The sequence below is a fragment of the Vibrio sp. 661 genome (genome assembly GCF_033339315.1).
Classification (GTDB): Bacteria; Pseudomonadota; Gammaproteobacteria; order Enterobacterales; family Vibrionaceae; genus Vibrio; species Vibrio alginolyticus.
The window spans coordinates 1-17,627 of the sequence record NZ_JAWOUJ010000026.1 but is presented as its reverse complement, the minus strand read 5'-3'; the positions used below and the strand labels follow the sequence as shown (position 1 = coordinate 17,627).

Genomic DNA, 17,627 nt, shown 5'->3' with positions numbered 1-17,627 from the left:
GGCGGACTACTATGACTGAGAATATGATACACGATCAAGCAAGCGGCCTCCGTCGCTTAACACAACCATCGTTGACCAAAGTGATTGCTGTTACTGGCGGCAAAGGTGGTGTGGGGAAATCAAACGTAACACTGGGTCTGGCGATTTGTATGGCTCGCCAAGGCAAGAAGGTGATGGTTCTCGACGCTGATTTAGGTCTGGCCAATGTGGACGTGATGCTCGGAATTCGTGCAAAACGTAATCTAGGACATGTCTTAGCGGGTGAATGTGAGCTAAAAGATGCGATTGTCGAAGGGCCTTATGGTATAAAGATAATTCCTGCAACTTCTGGCACACAGAGCATGACAGAGCTTTCTCACGCTCAGCATGCTGGACTCATCCGAGCATTTGGTAGTCTTGAAGACGAAATGGATGTCCTGCTGATTGATACCGCTGCTGGTATCTCTGACATGGTAATCAGTTTTTCGCGAGCAGCTCAAGATGTGGTTGTAGTTGTGTGTGATGAACCGACGTCAATCACAGATGCCTATGCATTAATCAAGCTGTTGAGTAAAGAACACCAAGTTCAACGCTTTAAAGTTGTAGCAAATATGGTCAGAAGCTACCGTGAAGGGCGAGAATTGTTTGCAAAGTTGACACTAGTCACAGAGCGATTCTTGAATGTTAGCCTTGAACTCGTAGCATGTATTCCATTAGATGATAAAGTACGACAGGCTGTAAAAAGACAAAAAATTGTCGTTGATGCGTTCCCACGCTCGCCTGCCGCTTTAGCTATCAGCTCACTAGCAAACAAAGCGTTGACGTGGCCACTACCGAAAACACCAAGTGGACACTTGGAATTTTTTGTGGAAAGGTTGCTAAATCGTACCGAATTCGCAGAGGACCCTTTTGGTGAATAAAGCGATAACCTATGACCAACATGGCAAATTTAATAGCCAGCAGGCGTTCATTGAACGTTATTCAGTGTTGGTTAAGCGCATTGCTCACCACCTACTAGGCCGTTTACCGCCGAGTGTTCAGGTAGAGGATTTAATTCAGGCCGGCATGATCGGTCTTATCGAAGCTCAGCAGAATTATGATGGTTCTAAAGGTGCGAGCTTTGAAACTTATGCAGGTATCCGTATTCGTGGCGCAATGTTAGATGACATGCGTAAAGGCGATTGGGTACCGCGTTCTGTTCATAAAAATAATCGAGAGATTAACCAAGCGATTGCGGAGCTGGAAGGCGAATTAAATCGAGATCCTACTGATTCTGAAGTAGCCACGCATCTCGGTATGACACTGGATCAATATCATAGTGCTCTTACCGATATCAACTGCTCAAAATTAGTCGGTATTGAAGATTTAGGCGTTTCTGATGATGTGATTTCACCCGCGGATGAAACCGATGACAGCAACCCATTCAAAGGGGTAGTTGATGAATCATTTCGAAAAGCACTGGTTGAATCAATAAAACAGCTTCCAGAGCGTGAAGCTTTGGTTCTTTCGCTTTATTATGATGAAGAACTCAATTTGAAAGAAATTGGCGATGTGTTAGGCGTAAGCGAATCTCGCGTAAGTCAAATACTGAGTCAAGCGATGCAACGTTTACGTACCAAGCTCAGTGCGTGGACACAAAATGACTAAAAACACTGATTTTACGATTCAGTGGAGGCAATTTTGAATAAAAACATGAAGATCCTTATTGTTGATGATTTCTCAACAATGCGCCGTATTGTTAAAAACCTGCTTCGTGACTTGGGTTTCAATAACACTCAAGAAGCGGACGATGGTTTAACCGCATTACCAATGCTGAAAAAAGGTGACTTCGATTTTGTTGTAACTGACTGGAACATGCCAGGTATGCAAGGCATCGATTTGCTTAAACACATCCGCGCGGATGCAGAACTTAAGCATCTGCCAGTTCTAATGATCACGGCTGAAGCGAAGCGTGAGCAGATCATTGAAGCTGCTCAAGCAGGTGTAAACGGCTACATTGTTAAGCCATTTACTGCTGCAACATTAAAAGAAAAATTAGATAAAATTTTCGAGCGTTTATAACTCTCTCTTTCTCTTTGTTATTCGAGTCATTCATACCAATTATTAAATACCTATTAAATGACTCGTTTAGCGTTTTCAAAGTGATAAGAAGAACTAAACGTAAAAGGGTCTATTCAGAATGATCTCACTAGAGCAGGCGAAGTCACTCGTTCAAATGCTAGAAAACGGGGAACAAGACCAAGCCAATATGCTTGTTGCCTCGATCTACGAAGGTGCCGATAACCCAATGCTGCAAGAAATTGGAGCGTTAACTCGAGACCTTCACGAATCACTCAAGCAGTTCAGTCTCGATCAGCGCATGACCGAAATTGCGAAAGACGAAATCCCTAACGCTAGGGATCGTCTCAATTATGTGATCGAGAAGACAGAGCTTGCAGCCAACAAAACAATGGATGCGGTCGACTGCTGCCTTCCTATCGCTGATAACCTGCATGATTGCCTTCTAAAAGTTCGTCCTCAATGGAATGAACTCATGCACGGGCGCATAGAATTAAGCGAATTTAAAGCACTGTGTCACCGAATCGACGGGCTATTAGTGCAAGTCGAAGGTGACAGCACTGAATTGCGCGGCCAATTGACCGAAATTCTCATGGCGCAAGACTTCCAAGACCTAACTGGCCAAATCATTCGCCGCGTAATTACGTTGGTTAATGAAGTTGAAGGCCGCTTAGTGGAAATCCTAACCGTATTCTCTGGAAATAAACTTGAAGAACATATTCAAGTTTTGTCAGAACCGGCAGATAAAAAGAATACACAAACAAGCGAAGCCGAAGGCCCGATTCTTCATCCAGAACTGAGAGAAGATGCGGTTTCATCGCAGGACGAAGTCGATGACTTGTTGTCCAGTCTTGGATTTTAAAGGTAACGTATGAGCTACGATTTAGACGAAGATATTCTTCAGGACTTTCTCATTGAGGCTGGGGAAATTCTCGAGCTGCTTTCTGAGCAGTTGGTTGAATTGGAAAATAACCCAGAAGACAAAGACTTACTTAATGCTATTTTCCGCGGGTTTCATACCGTAAAAGGCGGTGCCGGCTTCCTTTCATTGGCAGAGCTAGTCGATACTTGTCATGGTGCGGAGAACGTGTTCGACGTTTTACGAAACGGTCAACGCACGGTAACGCAAAACTTAATGGATACGATGCTAAAAGCCTTGGATACGGTTAATACCCAGTTCCAGGCTGTTCAAGATCGTGAGCCGTTAGAAGCTGCGGACCCTGAGCTTCTTGAAGAACTTCATCGTCTATGCAAACCTGAGTCAGAAGATGAAGTAGCGGCAACCGTAGTTGAAGAACCAGTGGCTACTCCAGAGCCTATTATTCCCGAGCCTATCATCGAAGAACCTGCTGCGCCGTCAGCACCATCAAGTGTCGGCTCTGTTGATGAAATTACCCAAGACGAATTCGAAAAGCTACTTGATGAGCTTCATGGTAAAGGTTCAGCGCCAGGCGCCTCAATGTCTGCGACATCTACAACGCCATCTGAACCGCCTCAATCGAGTGCGCCATCAGTTGAAAGTGGTGATATCACTGATGATGAGTTTGAACGTTTACTCGATGAACTGCACGGTGTAGGAAAAAGCCCTTCTACGGCAGAGGCTGCTGCATCTGCATCCGTACCAGTAGAGCCACCTAAAGCGGCAGAGCCTTCCGTTCCAGTGTCATCTTCATCAAATCAAGACAGTGACTTAATGACGGACGAAGAGTTCGAAAAGTTACTCGATGAGCTACATGGTTCAGGTAAAGGTCCAACGCTAGAAGAATTGGATATGGCAACGAAGCCTGCTTCAGCAAACGTAGAGCAAAGCCCTGCGAAACCTGAGCCTGTTGCTAAGCCAGCACCCGTTCAAACAGCGCCAGCACCAAAGCCAGAATCTAAACCAGTCGCCGTAAAAGAAGAAGCTAAAGCACCAGCGGTTAAAAAACCTCAGGCTGAAGCAACCGTTCGTGTTGATACCTCGACGCTTGATACCATCATGAACATGGTGGGTGAGCTCGTATTGGTTCGAAACCGCCTATTAAGCCTTGGTTTGAATAGCGACAACGAAGAGATGTCCAAAGCGGTCGCTAACCTTGATGTGGTAACTGCGGATCTACAAGGCGCGGTAATGAAAACGCGTATGCAGCCAATTAAGAAAGTGTTTGGCCGTTTCCCGCGCGTTGTCCGTGACTTGGCTCGTAACCTAAATAAAGACATCGTGCTAGAAATGCGCGGTGAAGAAACCGATCTCGATAAGAACCTTGTAGAAGCATTGGCCGATCCGTTGATTCACTTGGTACGTAACTCGGTTGATCACGGTATTGAAATGCCAGACGCACGCGCGAAGGCCGGCAAATCACGCACAGGTAAAGTGATTTTGTCAGCATCGCAAGAAGGGGACCATATTGAACTATCCATCGTAGATGATGGTGGCGGTATGGACCCGAACAAACTGCGTGGCATCGCGGTGAAGCGTGGCATGATGGATGAAGATGCGGCGGCACGTTTAACAGATAAAGAGTGCTTCAACCTTATCTTCGCACCTGGTTTCTCAAGTAAAGATAAAATTTCTGACATCTCTGGTCGTGGTGTGGGTATGGACGTGGTTAAGACGGCGATCAATACCTTAAACGGTTCAATCGATATCGATTCTGAGCTAGGCAAGGGCACTAAGATCACGATCAAAGTACCACTAACGTTAGCGATTTTACCGACTCTGATGGTTGGTGTTGGCGGTCATCCGTTTGCTCTACCACTGGCTTCGGTGAGTGAAATTTTCCACTTAGATCTTAGCCGTACAAACGTGGTAGATGGTCAGCTGACGATCATTGTACGTGAGAAATCTATCCCGCTATTTTACTTACAAAACTGGTTAGCATCCAAATCGCAAAACGTCCAAGAGCGTACTGGTCACGGTCACGTGGTGATTGTACAGATTGGTAACCAACGCGTTGGTTTTGTTGTGGATACGCTTATTGGTCAAGAAGAAGTGGTTATTAAGCCACTCGATAATCTATTACAGGGCACTCCAGGTATGGCTGGTGCGACAATTACTAGCGATGGCCACATTGCATTAATTCTAGATGTGCCTGATTTACTTAAGCGATACGCTGCGGCTTCACGCCTTTAAGCAAAGCTGACGTTATTAAAAGGAATAAGATGGCGATTAAAGTACTAGTCGTTGATGATTCGAGTTTTTTCCGACGTCGCGTGAGCGAAATCATCAACTCAGAATCGCGCCTAGAAGTGATTGACGTTGCGGTAAATGGTAGAGAGGCGGTTGAGAAAGCCAAATCTCTCAAACCTGACGTCATCACGATGGATATTGAAATGCCAGTGATGGATGGCATTACAGCTGTACGTGAAATAATGGCCGCTGCTCCAACGCCAATTCTAATGTTTTCGTCCCTGACCCACGACGGGGCGAAAGCTACGCTTGATGCGCTAGATGCGGGCGCATTGGACTTCTTACCGAAAAAGTTTGAGGACATTGCGCGTAACCGTGAAGAAGCGGTGTCATTACTTCAACAGCGTGTGATTCAGATTGCCTCGAAGCGCGCTTTCATGCGTCGACCTATCGCTCGCCCAACAGCGAGTACCAGCACGACTACTCGATCATTAGGTTCAAGAACGGCTTCACCTGTGACTCCAACACCAACTCGACCTGCTGCGACAAAGTACCGTGCTTCTGGTAAGAAATATCAATTGACGGCAATTGGCACATCAACAGGTGGCCCCGTTGCTCTACAAAAAATTCTGACGCGCTTGCCGATGAACTATCCGCATCCGATTGTATTGATTCAACACATGCCAGCAACGTTTACTGCTGCGTTTGCCAGCCGTTTGAACACCTTGTGTAAGATTCAAGTGAAAGAAGCACAAGATGGCGATGTGTTACAGCCCGGTGTGGCATACCTTGCACCAGGTGGGAAACAAATGATGGTGGATGGACGAGCGGGCGCTGCTCGTCTTCGCATTATTGATGGCGGCGACCGCATGAACTACAAACCATGTGTGGATGTGACTTTTGGTTCTGCCGCAAAAGTATATGGCGACAAAGTGCTCTCTTTAGTGTTGACAGGCATGGGTGCAGACGGTCGTGAGGGCGCTCGCATGTTGAAGTCTTCAGGCTCAACAATTTGGGCACAAGATGAAGAAAGTTGTGTTGTTTATGGCATGCCCCAAGCGGTTGCTAAAGCAGGCATTTCTTCAGAAGATTTACCGCTTGACCGCATTGCTGAACGCATGTTGGTGGAAGTTGGCCTAGCTTAGGATTCATCATGATTGTTTGGAGTGTAGCTAACCAGAAAGGAGGCGTGGGTAAAACCACCTCAACAGTGACATTGGCGGGCTTATTGAGCCAGAAAGGCCATCGAGTATTGATGGTTGATACTGATCCTCACGCCTCACTGACTACTTATCTCGGTTATGATCCTGATGCAGTAACTTCGAGCCTATTTGATTTATTCCAGTTGAAGAAGTTTTCTCGTGAGACGGTTAAACCGTTGATTTTAGAAACAGAGCTGGAAGGAATGGATATCATTCCCGCGCATATGTCCCTTGCCACGCTTGATCGCGTAATGGGTAATCGCAGTGGTATGGGATTAATCTTAAAACGGGCGCTGCAAACTGTCTCACAAGATTATGACTATGTGTTGATTGACTGTCCGCCAATCCTTGGCGTGATGATGGTGAACGCGTTGGCAGCCAGTGACCGAATTTTGATTCCTGTTCAAACAGAGTTTTTGGCGATGAAAGGTCTAGAGCGCATGATGCGTACGCTAACCATTATGCAAAAATCTCGCCCGGGCGGTTTCAAAGTGACTATCGTCCCAACCATGTACGATAAGCGCACGAAAGCGTCATTGCAGACATTGATGCAACTGAAAAAAGATTACCCAAATCAAGTGTGGACCTCAGCGGTGCCTATAGATACCAAGTTCCGCGATGCCAGTTTAAAGCACTTGCCAGCTTCGCACTTTGCATCTGGTAGCCGTGGTGTGTTTGCCTATAAACAGCTACTGATTTACCTGGAGAGGTTGGCGTTCGATGAGCAGTAATGATGTGCTGTCCAGTGAACAAGCACTTGATGACTACTTTAATGCATTACTGGATGATGAAACTGAAATAACGACTATTGAGGAAGACCTTGACCTGTTGGCTCAAGAGGTATCATCTGCAGAGCCAGAGCCAGAGCCAGAGCCAGAGCCAGAGCCAGAGCCAGAGCCAGAGCCAGAGCCAGAGCCAGAGCCAGAGCCAGAATTACAGCTACAATACTCGGAGCCAGAAACGTACCAGTTTCAAGAAACATATCCGCCAGAGTTGGAAGCTCCAAACCTGGAAGATGTTCAAAGGCTATTAAGTCAGCTTGAAGCAAGCAACCCAGTGGCTGAGTTGGATATTGATAGTATTCTTGAACAAAATACGATTGATATTGCAGCAGAGATAAAAGCGGCTGAGCCTGAGGTACAAACCTTTAGTGAGGTGCCTGAGCTTCAGGGTGTTGAGGAAATACAGGACTGGGTGATTGATGAGCCAGTTTTTGAGGATGCGCAACCAGAGGTGGATGAACCTCACGCAGTGATCGAACAAAGTATCAATATAGAAGCGAACGTCGATACTGAACTCGAAACACAAGCAGATTCCGATATACCAACGGTCTGGGAAAGCACGAAGCGAAGTGAGGACTTCCAAGTTCTTTACTTTGATGTGAATGGTGTCACGTTTGCTGTACCTCTTGATGAGTTAGGTGGTATTCATCGCATTAGCGAGCTTAACCATTTGATAGGAAAACCCGCCTGGTATTTGGGGCTACAAACAAATCGCGAGCAGCAGTTTGATGTCGTCGATACCGCGAAATGGGTGATGGCAGATAAGCTTCGTGATGATAGCTATAAAGATAACTACCAATATGTCGTCATGCTTGGTGAGAGCATGTGGGGGTTGGCCAGTAACCAATTAATGGGGACTGAAACGCTTAATATCGACAAGGTTCGCTGGCGTGAGCAGGCGGGTAAACGCCCTTGGCTAGCGGGCATGGTAAAAGAAAAAATGTGTGCCTTAATTCATGTCCAGGCGCTCATTGACATGCTAAACGCCGGTTTAGATGTCAAATCACTGAATTAGATTTAAGTCGGGAACGACATTAACGAGGATTAACTATGTCTCAAGCTTTTGAAGTAGAAGTGAAGAAAGATGCATCGAATGACGAAGTTCTTCAGTGGGTGACGTTCCAGCTAGAAGAAGAAACGTACGGCATCAACGTAATGCAAGTTCGTGAAGTACTTCGTTATACTGAAATTGCCCCTGTTCCAGGTGCACCAGATTATGTACTTGGTATCATCAACCTACGCGGTAATGTAGTTACTGTTATCGATACACGTTCACGTTTTGGCCTGATGGAAGGCGAAGTCACCGACAACACTCGTATTATTGTGATCGAGTCTGAGCGTCAAGTGATTGGTATCTTAGTAGATAGCGTGGCAGAAGTCGTTTATCTGCGTTCTTCTGAAATTGATACGACGCCTTCAGTTGGTACCGACGAGAGTGCGAAGTTCATCCAGGGTGTGAGCAACCGTGACGGCAAGCTTCTTATCCTTGTGGATTTGAACAAGCTGCTAACAGATGACGAGTGGGACGAGATGGCTCACCTTTAATGGCTGAATGATGATGGCTGAAGAGACTCTTTTATCTGCCCCATTCCTTGCGGGTGGCGTTGCTTTTATCGTGTTGGTATTGGTTGTTTTGCAACTGCGGATTCGCTCGGGGTTACAAAAGCAGTTAGATCAACAACGAGCTCAATCTCGACACGCAGATAAAGAAGTGCAAAAGTTGAGTAAGCAGTTACTCGAAGTGCGCTCGGTTGTTGTTGGTCTTGGACAAAAAGTGACCGAGCAACAAGACATTATTCAGCACTTAAACGAGAGAATTCGCGAACTCGAACACGCTGATACTGATGGTCGCTTGTACAGTCGCGCTTCTAAAATGGTACAGCTTGGCGCTGATATCAACGAGCTGATTGAAGAGTGCGAACTACCAAAAGCCGAAGCTGAGTTGATGCTTTCACTGCAGAAGAAACTGGCGGGGAAAGAGAAGATTCCACCATTAAGTGGTCAGCCATCAGATGATGCAGAATATCCAACGCGTGGACGTCGTCGACGCTAAAGGTTATCAAGCGATAAAAAAGAGGCGTTATTACGCCTCTTTTTTTGTTTTTAGCCGCTAATGCTCTTCTTCAATACAACCCTAGATAACCTTCAGTCGTTCTTGCTCTTAGCTCTGGCCTCTCAAATTCAAAATGAGCGCTTATAACTACTTATAGTTAATTTTATTAAAGTGTGATGATTAATTAACAAAAATACATGAACTTACATGTAACCTAGCCCTCTTATCCTGTTTTGTCATAACTAAGCTGTGCTAATATAGCGGCTCGTTCATTTTTTAGTTGAAGCTCTATGTTAGAAGTGTCTAACCTGACAGCAATCCGTGATGAAAGGGTTCTGTTTGAAAACCTGCAGTTTGAAATTAAGCCTGGTGAATTGGTCCAGATCGAAGGGCGTAATGGTACTGGTAAAACTACATTGCTACGGATTGTGACAGGGTTAGGTGATAGAGAAGAAGGTGTCATTAAATGGAAAGGCGAAGAGGTTGAAAAATCTCGTGATGTTTTCCATCAAGATCTGCTTTTCTTAGGACATCAAACAGGAGTGAAACGAGAGCTTACCGCATTAGAAAACTTACGTTTTTATCAATCTATTCAAAATAATCGCTCTTCAGACGAAGAAATCTTTATCGCTTTGACTCAAGTAGGATTAGCTGGTCGAGAAGATGTGCCTGTAGCACAACTTTCCGCAGGTCAGCAACGACGAGTCGCATTGGCAAGGTTATGGCTCAGTAAGCAAATTTTATGGATTTTAGATGAGCCGTTGACTGCCATTGATAAGCAAGGCGTCAAGGTGCTTGAATCTTTGTTCGCAAGTCATGCTGATAATGGCGGTATTGTTGTGTTGACGACGCATCAAGATATGTTTGCGGACAGCCCGAAACTTAGAAAAATAAAGCTGGGTGACTGATATGATTTCCTCGATGACCACCATCATTCGTCGTGAGCTCCTAATCGCATTTCGCCGTCAGGCAGACATTCTAAACCCGCTGTGGTTCTTTATTATTGTCATTACTCTCTTTCCTCTGAGTATTGGACCAGAACCTAATTTGTTAGCACGTATTGCAGCGGGCATCGTTTGGGTTGCCGCATTGCTGTCCGCCTTATTATCATTAGAGCGTCTATTTCGTGATGATTTTCAAGACGGTGCACTAGAACAAATGATGCTAATGCCGATTCCATTGCAACTTGTAGTGGTTTCAAAGGTCATAGCACATTGGTTGTTAACAGGGTTACCTCTGATTTTAATTAGCCCATTATTGGCGGTTTTACTTTCGCTCGACTTCAATACTTGGCTATCGGTTGTATTAACCTTGATGATCGGTACACCAACACTAAGTTTTATTGGCGCCATTGGTGTGGCGTTGACTGTTGGGTTGCAAAAGGGTGGCGTTCTTTTGAGTTTGCTTATTCTTCCGCTCTACATCCCAATTTTGATTTTCGCAACATCGGCAATTGATGCTGCCGCACTCGGTATGGCGTATAACGGTCAACTAGCGATTTTAGGTGCGATGCTAATGGGGGCGATGACATTAACGCCTTTTGCCATCAGTGCCGCATTGCGAGTTAGTGTTAACTAACTCAATAAAGTGCCAATGAAGCGGCGCTTGATCAAAGAATTATTATTAAAGCACTGCTACGGTCTCAACCCTTTAGACAGTGTCCCTGAAGTAAGAGTGAGAACAAAACATGTGGAAATGGCTACATCCTTATGCCAAGCCAGAAGCAGCTTATCGTTTGAGTGGTAAGTTTCTGCCTTGGTTTTCTGTATTGGCCCTCGTATGCTTATCGGTTGGTACGGTTTGGGGGCTTGCATTTGCGCCTTCAGATTACCAACAAGGTGACAGTTTCCGAATCATCTACATTCATGTCCCATCAGCTATTTGGTCTATGGGCGTTTATATGTCGATGGCGATCGCTGCATTTATTGGCCTAGTATGGCAAGTTCGCCTATCTGATATGGCGGCACTTGCGATGGCTCCGATTGGTGCAGTATTTACTTTTATTGCTCTACTTACAGGTGCTGTTTGGGGCAAGCCTATGTGGGGCACTTGGTGGGTATGGGATGCCCGTCTTACATCTGAATTGATTCTTCTATTTCTCTACCTTGGTGTGATTGCGCTTTACCATGCGTTTGACGATCAAAAAACCGCTGCAAAAGCCGCTGGTATCTTAGCGATCGTAGGCGTAGTAAACCTACCTATCATTCACTTTTCCGTGGAATGGTGGAACACGCTTCATCAAGGTGCGACGATCACGAAATTTGAACAACCTTCTATTTCATCCGACATGCTTTGGCCGTTATTGCTGAACATCTTTGGCTTTGCGTTCTTCTTTGGTGCCGTGACGATGGTCCGTTTCCGTAACGAAATCATCAGTAAAGAAAGTCACCGCCCTTGGGTGCGCAAACTCGCAACAGAACAAACTCAGTGAGGTAACTGATTATGCATTTTGAATCTCTGAGCGACTTTTTTGCCATGGGTGGCTATGCATCATACGTATGGAGTGCGTTTGGTATTACTTTCTTATCCATGCTGATTCTTCTGATCACTAGCCTTCGCCGCGGTGATGCATTATTGAAAGAAGTGAAAGCAAAAATTGACCGTCAAGCTCGTATCGACGCAGCGAAGAACATGGAGAACACCTTATGAACCCGAGACGTAAAAAGAGGCTAGGTATTGTACTAGCGATCTTTATCGGTATTAGTGCCACCATTGGTTTGATACTTTATGCGCTTAATCAAAATATGGACCTTTTCTATACTCCAACGGAATTGGTTAATGGTAAGCCAGATGGCACCAAGCCAGAAGTAGGCCAGCGTTTGCGTATCGGTGGAATGGTGGTTGTGGGCTCAGTTCGTCGAGATCCTAATTCTTTGAAAGTGAGTTTTGACCTGCACGATGTCGGTCCGAAAGTGACGATTACCTATGACGGTATTCTTCCTGACTTGTTCCGTGAAGGGCAGGGTATTGTTGCTCAAGGTGTACTGAAAGATGCCACGACAGTTGAGGCATTTGAGGTCCTAGCGAAGCACGATGAAGAATACATGCCACCAGAAATTGCAGAAGCGATGAAGAAAACGCATGAACCGCTTCAATACAGCACCGAACAAAAACAAGGAAGCGGCCAATGATTGCTGAAGTCGGTCACTTTGCTCTCATTCTTTCGCTTGCAATGGCAGTGCTGTTGAGCGTATTGCCATTGTGGGGAGCAGCGAATAACAACACCATGCTCATGAACACAGCGCGACCGCTATCTTGGTCTATGTTCCTGATGCTGTTGTTCTCTTTCGCCATTTTATGTTGGGGATTTTATACCAACGACTTCACGTTACAGTATGTAGCGAGCAACTCGAATAGTCAGCTTCCTTGGTACTACCGTTTAACCGCAGTATGGGGTGCACACGAAGGTTCACTGTTGCTATGGGTGTTAATCCAAGCTGCTTGGACTGTCGCTGTAGCGACGTTTAGTCGTGGTATGCCGCAAGAGTCGGTTGCACGTGTACTTGCTGTTATGGGCATGATCTCAGTGGGTTTCCTACTGTTTATCATCCTAACGTCGAACCCATTCCTACGTACGTTACCGTTCTTTCCGGTTGACGGACGTGACTTGAACCCTCTGCTTCAAGACCCTGGTTTGATTGTTCACCCGCCAATGCTTTACATGGGCTATGTTGGTTTCTCGGTTGCATTCTCTTTTGCGATCGCATCCCTAATGACCGGACGCCTTGATACGGCTTGGGCTCGTTGGTCTCGTCCTTGGACAACCGCAGCATGGGTATTCTTAACACTTGGTATCGCACTAGGTTCTTGGTGGGCTTACTACGAACTTGGCTGGGGTGGCTGGTGGTTCTGGGACCCAGTAGAAAACGCATCATTCATGCCTTGGTTAGCGGGTACCGCATTAATGCACTCTCTTGCCGTGACAGAAAAACGCGGCACATTTAAAGCGTGGACGGTACTATTGGCAATCTCTGCATTTTCGTTGAGTTTGTTGGGCACCTTCTTAGTCCGTTCCGGTATTTTAGTATCGGTGCACGCGTTCGCGTCTGACCCGTCGCGCGGTATGTTTATTCTAGGCTTCCTCGTTTTTGTTATCGGCGGCTCTTTATTGCTGTTTGCCGTAAAAGGGGCAGCAGTGCGTGTACGAGGTAACTTCGACTTAGTCTCACGTGAAAATGCGCTCTTAGCCAACAACGTATTACTTATCGCCGCTCTTGTTGTGGTGTTAGTGGGGACACTGTTGCCGCTCGTACACAAGCAGCTTGGTTTGGGGTCGGTCTCTATCGGTGCGCCATTCTTTGACATGCTATTTGCGTGGTTAATGATGCCATTTGCTTTTCTGCTTGGTATTGGTCCTCTTATTCGCTGGAAGCGAGACAGTTTATCTAAACTTGTGAAACCAATGCTCGTTTCAGGTGTGCTTGCTTTCGCCTTGGCCGCGCTATGCGTGTACCTGTTTGCCGATTTCTTCTCAACCATGGCTTACATTGGTTGGGTGATGGCGATTTGGATTATTGCGATGCATGGCTTTGAACTGTACGAGCGCGCAACGCACCGTCATAGCTTTAGTGAAGGTGTTCGCAAGCTGCAACGTAGCCACTGGGCAATGATGTTGGGTCATGTTGGTCTGGCGGTATCTGTTATCGGTATTGCGATGGTACAGAACTACAGCATCGAGCGTGATGTACGTTTAGCACCTGGCGAACACTTCCAAATTCAAGGCTATGATTTCTACTTCTCAGGCTTGCGTGATAAAGATGGTCCAAACTACGATGGCTACATCGCAGACTTTGAGATCACACACGATGGCAAATACGTGAATACGCTTCACGCAGAGAAGCGCTTCTACCGTACGGCTAAGTCTATGATGACTGAAGCAGCCATTGACCGTGGTATTAGCCGCGACTTATACATTGCAATGGGTGAACGTTTAGACGACAACCGATCTTGGGCTGTTCGTATTTACTATAAACCGTTCGTTCGTTGGATTTGGGCTGGCTCTTTGATTATGGCATTAGGCGGCGCACTAGCGATTTCTGATAAACGCTACCGCTTCCGTAAATCGCCGAAGAAAAACGCGAAGTCAAAAGAGCAGGAGGCATAACATGAATAAGAAAATCTTATTTATTCCGCTTGTCGCTTTCATGATTCTAGCGGGCATTTTCGCAACCCAATTAATGCGTAACCAAGAGGGCGATGATCCAACTAAATTGGAGTCGGTTTTGGTTGGCAAGCCAGTTCCTGAATTTCATTTAGAAGACCTGGCTGAGCCTGGAAAACAGTACGACCAATCAATTTTTAAAGGTGAACCGTTGCTCTTGAACGTTTGGGCAACGTGGTGCCCAACGTGTTATGCAGAGCATAAATACCTAAACGAATTGGCGGGTAAGGGCGTTAAGATCATCGGTATGAATTACAAAGATGATCGTAATAAAGCAATAGGTTGGCTGAATGATCTCGGCAACCCGTACTTGATCAGCCTATTTGATGGCAGTGGTATGCTTGGCCTTGACCTTGGCGTTTATGGTGCTCCAGAAACATTCATTATTGATGCAAATGGTGTGATTCGCTATCGCCATGTAGGGGATGTAAACCCACGTAATTGGTCAGAAACACTGGAGCCGCTTTACAACAAATTGGTTGAGGAGGCGAAGCAATGAGAAAGCTAATTCTTGCCGTTTTTGCTGCGATGACATTATCTCTTGCTGCTCATGCGGCCATTGAAGTGTACGAGTTTGATAATTTGGAACAAGAACAGCAGTTCAAAGAGTTAAGCCATACGCTCCGTTGCCCTAAATGTCAGAACAACACGATCTCGGATTCTAACGCTGAACTTGCTCAGGACTTACGCCATAAGGTGTACGAAATGACCAAAGAAGGTAAGTCCAAAGATGAGATTGTTGATTACATGATCGCCCGTTACGGTAACTTCGTGACTTACAACCCACCATTTACGGTCGCGACTGCGATTTTGTGGCTCGGGCCACTCGCTGTAGTACTGGGTGGTTTTGGTTTGATTGTACTGCGTAGCCGTAAATCTAAAGTTAAGGCAAAAGCGAGCAGTGACGAGCAATGGGATGAGCAAAAAGAAGCTCGTTTAAAAGCATTGCTTGAAGAAGAGAACAACGGAGATAAGAAGTAATGACACTATTTTGGATTTCCACCGTTGCTCTCACGCTTATTGCTTGTGCGCTGGTGGCTTTGCCGCTGATTAAACAAAAAGCGAACAATGATGATGTGTTACGCGATGAGCTCAACAAGGCATTTTATAAAGACCGACTATCTGAGCTTGCAGAAGAAACTGACGAAGGTCTGGTTGAAAGTGAAGACGAACTGATTTCTGATCTAAAGCAATCACTGCTTGACGATATCCCTGGTGATAAAGCGCAAAAAGAAACCAAGGTTTCTCCAATCGCGGTTTTAGTTCCATCGGTAATTCTGACGGTGGTGCTGAGCTATGGTTTGTATTATAAATTTGGCGCGTCAGACGATATTGTTCAATGGCAAGAAGTGTCTGCAAATCTACCTGAGTTATCGAAAAAGCTGATGTCGGCTTCTTCTGAGCCGCTGAGTGACGATGAAATGGCGGATTTGACCCTTGCGCTTCGAACTCGCTTACATTACCAGCCGGAAGACTCGACAGGTTGGTTACTGCTAGGTCGTATTGCGTTAGCAAATCGTGATGTCACCACGGCTATCGATGCGATGGAAAAATCATACCGCCTAGAGCCCAAAGATCCTGATGTGATGTTGGGTTATGCACAAGCTCTGATGCTGTCTCAAGAGGAAATGGATCAAGCGACGGCTCGCTCATTACTCGGCAAGCTGATGCAGCAAGACTATGTCGACCTGCGTGTGTTTTCTTTGTTAGCGTTCGATGCGTTTGAGCGTCAAGACTTCCCGGCAGCCATCAAGTATTGGGGAATCATGCAGCAAATGATTGGTCCAGAAGATAGCCGCTACGAGATGTTGTCACGCAGTATTGAGAGTGCTCGTAAGCAAATGGGCGAAGCGGTTTCACCGGATAAGAGTGTAGCTGTGACAATTAATGTGACACCAAATGCTCAGTTGGATCCAAACGCAGTTCTGATTGTGTCAGTACATCGTTCAGATGGCTCTCCAATGCCTGTGGCTGCTGCTCGTTATCCGCTAGGTACTTTCCCTCGCACAGTCGTATTAGATGATGGCAATGCCATGATGCAAGGGCAAAAGTTATCTTCACTCGATAAGCTAATCGTCCGTGTGCGTGTAGATTCTGACGGTAACGTAGCAACGCGTGATCAAGATTGGCACGGAGAAAGTGACGTCGTTGAATTTGGCGCACCAGTAGAAGTGACCATTGATCAGCAGTATTAATTGTTAACATCTGTCTCTGAAACATGACAACGAGGTAGAGTCAGTTGCCTTTAGTGGTATGACTCTAAACGATCGAGTAGAATACCGAAGGCCAGCGATTGCTGGCCTTTATTTATTCCCATATCTGAGTCATCTTTACTATGTATCCTGCTCAACATACGTACTATGGTTAATCGGGGTGACTTAGGTACATTAATAGTCGTTATGGAAAATAAAATGTATAACAAGGGTAAATCTACCTTCTTGTTGCTGTTAGCCGTTGGACTGGTTGGCTGTTCAAGTGCGCCTGATGAAGCAGTAACAGGACAAGAAACAAATCAAACGACTTCTGATGTGTATGACCCGTTGGAAGGCTTTAACCGAACCATGTGGGAACTCAACTACGAATATTTAGATCCGTATTTGGTTCGTCCTGTATCACTTGCGTATGTAGAATACACGCCAGTTCCTATTCGTTCTGGTATTGCTAACTTCTTATCGAACTTAGATGAGCCAGCAAGCATGGTTAATAACTTAATCATGGGTAATGGTACGAAAGCCGTGGACCACTTTAACCGTTTTTGGATTAACTCGACGTTCGGTATTTTCGGTTTATTCGATATTGCAAGTGCCGCGGGTATTACGAAGTACGACGAGAAAGCGTTCAGTGATGCAGTAGGCCACTATGGTGTTGGAAATGGTCCTTACTTCATGGTTCCAGGTTATGGTCCGTATACCTTACGTGAAGTGACAGATACCGTAGATAGTACGTATTTACCCCTCTCTTATCTCAACTTCTGGGCGAGTTTGGGTAAGTGGGCGTTTGAAGGAATGGAGAAGCGTGCTTTATTAGTACCGCAAGAAGCGCAGCTAGACTCGTCGCCGGATCCATATATTCTAACTCGCGATGTTTATATCCAACGTCAAAACTTTAAAGCAGAAGTTGAAACGGTAGAAGAAGTTAACATCGAAGAAGAAGAGTATTTAGATGAATATCTAGAAGACTTTTAAGCGTTGTTCTTCACAATAGAGTGACCCGTCCTGATATGGGTTGACACTTTTTAACTAAAACGCTCGATGTACTTCATCGGGCGTTTTGTATTTTAAAG

At 45.7% G+C, this 17,627-nt stretch carries 20 protein-coding genes; all 20 read left to right on the top strand.

What is annotated here, in order from left to right; genetic code table 11:
* Window positions 1–11: 11 nt before the first annotated feature.
* The gene (locus R7P69_RS23275; RefSeq protein ID WP_005380498.1) at window positions 12–899 is read left to right on the top strand and encodes a MinD/ParA family protein; all 888 of its coding nucleotides are present in this window, start codon (window positions 12–14) and stop codon (window positions 897–899) included.
* Window positions 892–1,626 (top strand): RNA polymerase sigma factor FliA, encoded by a 735-nt coding sequence (locus R7P69_RS23270; protein WP_005380499.1) that lies wholly within the window; start codon window positions 892–894, stop codon window positions 1,624–1,626. Before R7P69_RS23275 ends, R7P69_RS23270 begins: the two co-directional genes overlap by 8 nt.
* Before the next feature lie 45 nt (window positions 1,627–1,671).
* On the top strand, window positions 1,672–2,040 hold the full coding sequence (gene cheY, locus R7P69_RS23265) for a chemotaxis response regulator CheY (protein ID WP_017635949.1): 369 nt from the start codon (window positions 1,672–1,674) through the stop codon (window positions 2,038–2,040).
* Between the two features lie 118 nt (window positions 2,041–2,158).
* Window positions 2,159–2,899 carry a protein phosphatase CheZ gene (locus tag R7P69_RS23260; RefSeq protein WP_005380502.1) on the top strand — a complete coding sequence of 247 codons (741 nt, stop codon included), beginning with the start codon at window positions 2,159–2,161 and terminating at the stop codon, window positions 2,897–2,899.
* 9 nt (window positions 2,900–2,908) lie between these two features.
* A complete protein-coding gene (locus R7P69_RS23255; protein ID WP_025767173.1) occupies window positions 2,909–5,149 on the top strand; it encodes a chemotaxis protein CheA in 2,241 nt (746 codons plus the stop codon).
* A gap of 29 nt (window positions 5,150–5,178) precedes the next feature.
* The gene (locus R7P69_RS23250) at window positions 5,179–6,291 is read left to right on the top strand and encodes a protein-glutamate methylesterase/protein-glutamine glutaminase (protein ID WP_005380504.1); all 1,113 of its coding nucleotides are present in this window, start codon (window positions 5,179–5,181) and stop codon (window positions 6,289–6,291) included.
* Window positions 6,292–6,299: 8 nt separating this feature from the next.
* Window positions 6,300–7,079: a ParA family protein gene (locus tag R7P69_RS23245; protein ID WP_137282297.1), complete on the top strand. Its 780-nt coding sequence runs from the start codon at window positions 6,300–6,302 to the stop codon at window positions 7,077–7,079.
* On the top strand, window positions 7,069–8,145 hold the full coding sequence (locus R7P69_RS23240; RefSeq protein WP_238966884.1) for a chemotaxis protein CheW: 1,077 nt from the start codon (window positions 7,069–7,071) through the stop codon (window positions 8,143–8,145). Before R7P69_RS23245 ends, R7P69_RS23240 begins: the two co-directional genes overlap by 11 nt.
* A gap of 35 nt (window positions 8,146–8,180) precedes the next feature.
* Window positions 8,181–8,675 (top strand): chemotaxis protein CheW, encoded by a 495-nt coding sequence (locus R7P69_RS23235; RefSeq protein ID WP_005380507.1) that lies wholly within the window; start codon window positions 8,181–8,183, stop codon window positions 8,673–8,675.
* Window positions 8,676–8,688: 13 nt separating this feature from the next.
* Window positions 8,689–9,183 (top strand): DUF2802 domain-containing protein, encoded by a 495-nt coding sequence (locus R7P69_RS23230; RefSeq protein WP_031777229.1) that lies wholly within the window; start codon window positions 8,689–8,691, stop codon window positions 9,181–9,183.
* A 290-nt stretch (window positions 9,184–9,473) separates the two neighbouring features.
* On the top strand, window positions 9,474–10,091 hold the full coding sequence (ccmA, locus tag R7P69_RS23225; protein WP_005380511.1) for a cytochrome c biogenesis heme-transporting ATPase CcmA: 618 nt from the start codon (window positions 9,474–9,476) through the stop codon (window positions 10,089–10,091).
* A 1-nt stretch (window position 10,092) separates the two neighbouring features.
* Window positions 10,093–10,761 carry a heme exporter protein CcmB gene (gene ccmB, locus R7P69_RS23220; protein WP_005380512.1) on the top strand — a complete coding sequence of 223 codons (669 nt, stop codon included), beginning with the start codon at window positions 10,093–10,095 and terminating at the stop codon, window positions 10,759–10,761.
* 109 nt (window positions 10,762–10,870) lie between these two features.
* Window positions 10,871–11,614 carry a heme ABC transporter permease gene (locus R7P69_RS23215; RefSeq protein WP_005380513.1) on the top strand — a complete coding sequence of 248 codons (744 nt, stop codon included), beginning with the start codon at window positions 10,871–10,873 and terminating at the stop codon, window positions 11,612–11,614.
* 11 nt (window positions 11,615–11,625) lie between these two features.
* Complete coding sequence (ccmD, locus tag R7P69_RS23210) at window positions 11,626–11,832, top strand: heme exporter protein CcmD (RefSeq protein ID WP_005380515.1); 207 nt, start codon at window positions 11,626–11,628, stop codon at window positions 11,830–11,832.
* Entirely contained in the window at window positions 11,829–12,314 is a 486-nt protein-coding gene (ccmE, locus tag R7P69_RS23205) for a cytochrome c maturation protein CcmE (protein WP_005380516.1), read from the top strand. The genes ccmD and ccmE overlap by 4 nt, the downstream gene beginning before the upstream one ends.
* Window positions 12,311–14,287, top strand: a complete 1,977-nt coding sequence (locus R7P69_RS23200) for a heme lyase CcmF/NrfE family subunit (RefSeq protein WP_005380517.1) — start codon at window positions 12,311–12,313, stop codon at window positions 14,285–14,287. The genes ccmE and R7P69_RS23200 overlap by 4 nt, the downstream gene beginning before the upstream one ends.
* A gap of 1 nt (window position 14,288) precedes the next feature.
* Window positions 14,289–14,843 (top strand): DsbE family thiol:disulfide interchange protein, encoded by a 555-nt coding sequence (locus tag R7P69_RS23195; RefSeq protein ID WP_005380518.1) that lies wholly within the window; start codon window positions 14,289–14,291, stop codon window positions 14,841–14,843.
* Window positions 14,840–15,325 carry a cytochrome c-type biogenesis protein gene (locus R7P69_RS23190; RefSeq protein ID WP_005380519.1) on the top strand — a complete coding sequence of 162 codons (486 nt, stop codon included), beginning with the start codon at window positions 14,840–14,842 and terminating at the stop codon, window positions 15,323–15,325. Before R7P69_RS23195 ends, R7P69_RS23190 begins: the two co-directional genes overlap by 4 nt.
* Window positions 15,325–16,539 carry a c-type cytochrome biogenesis protein CcmI gene (gene ccmI, locus R7P69_RS23185; RefSeq protein ID WP_005380521.1) on the top strand — a complete coding sequence of 405 codons (1,215 nt, stop codon included), beginning with the start codon at window positions 15,325–15,327 and terminating at the stop codon, window positions 16,537–16,539. The genes R7P69_RS23190 and ccmI overlap by 1 nt, the downstream gene beginning before the upstream one ends.
* 216 nt (window positions 16,540–16,755) lie before the next feature.
* On the top strand, window positions 16,756–17,529 hold the full coding sequence (locus R7P69_RS23180) for a VacJ family lipoprotein (protein WP_005380523.1): 774 nt from the start codon (window positions 16,756–16,758) through the stop codon (window positions 17,527–17,529).
* Window positions 17,530–17,627: the final 98 nt, after the last annotated feature.

Coding starts and splice junctions, on each gene's coding strand:
- R7P69_RS23275 (WP_005380498.1), top strand. CDS start 12: ATGACTGAGAATATGATACACGATCAAGCAAGCGGCCTCCGTCGCTTA.
- cheY (WP_017635949.1), top strand. CDS start 1,672: ATGAAGATCCTTATTGTTGATGATTTCTCAACAATGCGCCGTATTGTT.
- R7P69_RS23260 (WP_005380502.1), top strand. CDS start 2,159: ATGATCTCACTAGAGCAGGCGAAGTCACTCGTTCAAATGCTAGAAAAC.
- R7P69_RS23255 (WP_025767173.1), top strand. CDS start 2,909: ATGAGCTACGATTTAGACGAAGATATTCTTCAGGACTTTCTCATTGAG.
- R7P69_RS23250 (WP_005380504.1), top strand. CDS start 5,179: ATGGCGATTAAAGTACTAGTCGTTGATGATTCGAGTTTTTTCCGACGT.
- R7P69_RS23245 (WP_137282297.1), top strand. CDS start 6,300: ATGATTGTTTGGAGTGTAGCTAACCAGAAAGGAGGCGTGGGTAAAACC.
- R7P69_RS23240 (WP_238966884.1), top strand. CDS start 7,069: ATGAGCAGTAATGATGTGCTGTCCAGTGAACAAGCACTTGATGACTAC.
- R7P69_RS23235 (WP_005380507.1), top strand. CDS start 8,181: ATGTCTCAAGCTTTTGAAGTAGAAGTGAAGAAAGATGCATCGAATGAC.
- R7P69_RS23230 (WP_031777229.1), top strand. CDS start 8,689: ATGGCTGAAGAGACTCTTTTATCTGCCCCATTCCTTGCGGGTGGCGTT.
- ccmA (WP_005380511.1), top strand. CDS start 9,474: ATGTTAGAAGTGTCTAACCTGACAGCAATCCGTGATGAAAGGGTTCTG.
- ccmB (WP_005380512.1), top strand. CDS start 10,093: ATGATTTCCTCGATGACCACCATCATTCGTCGTGAGCTCCTAATCGCA.
- R7P69_RS23215 (WP_005380513.1), top strand. CDS start 10,871: ATGTGGAAATGGCTACATCCTTATGCCAAGCCAGAAGCAGCTTATCGT.
- ccmD (WP_005380515.1), top strand. CDS start 11,626: ATGCATTTTGAATCTCTGAGCGACTTTTTTGCCATGGGTGGCTATGCA.
- ccmE (WP_005380516.1), top strand. CDS start 11,829: ATGAACCCGAGACGTAAAAAGAGGCTAGGTATTGTACTAGCGATCTTT.
- R7P69_RS23200 (WP_005380517.1), top strand. CDS start 12,311: ATGATTGCTGAAGTCGGTCACTTTGCTCTCATTCTTTCGCTTGCAATG.
- R7P69_RS23195 (WP_005380518.1), top strand. CDS start 14,289: ATGAATAAGAAAATCTTATTTATTCCGCTTGTCGCTTTCATGATTCTA.
- R7P69_RS23190 (WP_005380519.1), top strand. CDS start 14,840: ATGAGAAAGCTAATTCTTGCCGTTTTTGCTGCGATGACATTATCTCTT.
- ccmI (WP_005380521.1), top strand. CDS start 15,325: ATGACACTATTTTGGATTTCCACCGTTGCTCTCACGCTTATTGCTTGT.
- R7P69_RS23180 (WP_005380523.1), top strand. CDS start 16,756: ATGTATAACAAGGGTAAATCTACCTTCTTGTTGCTGTTAGCCGTTGGA.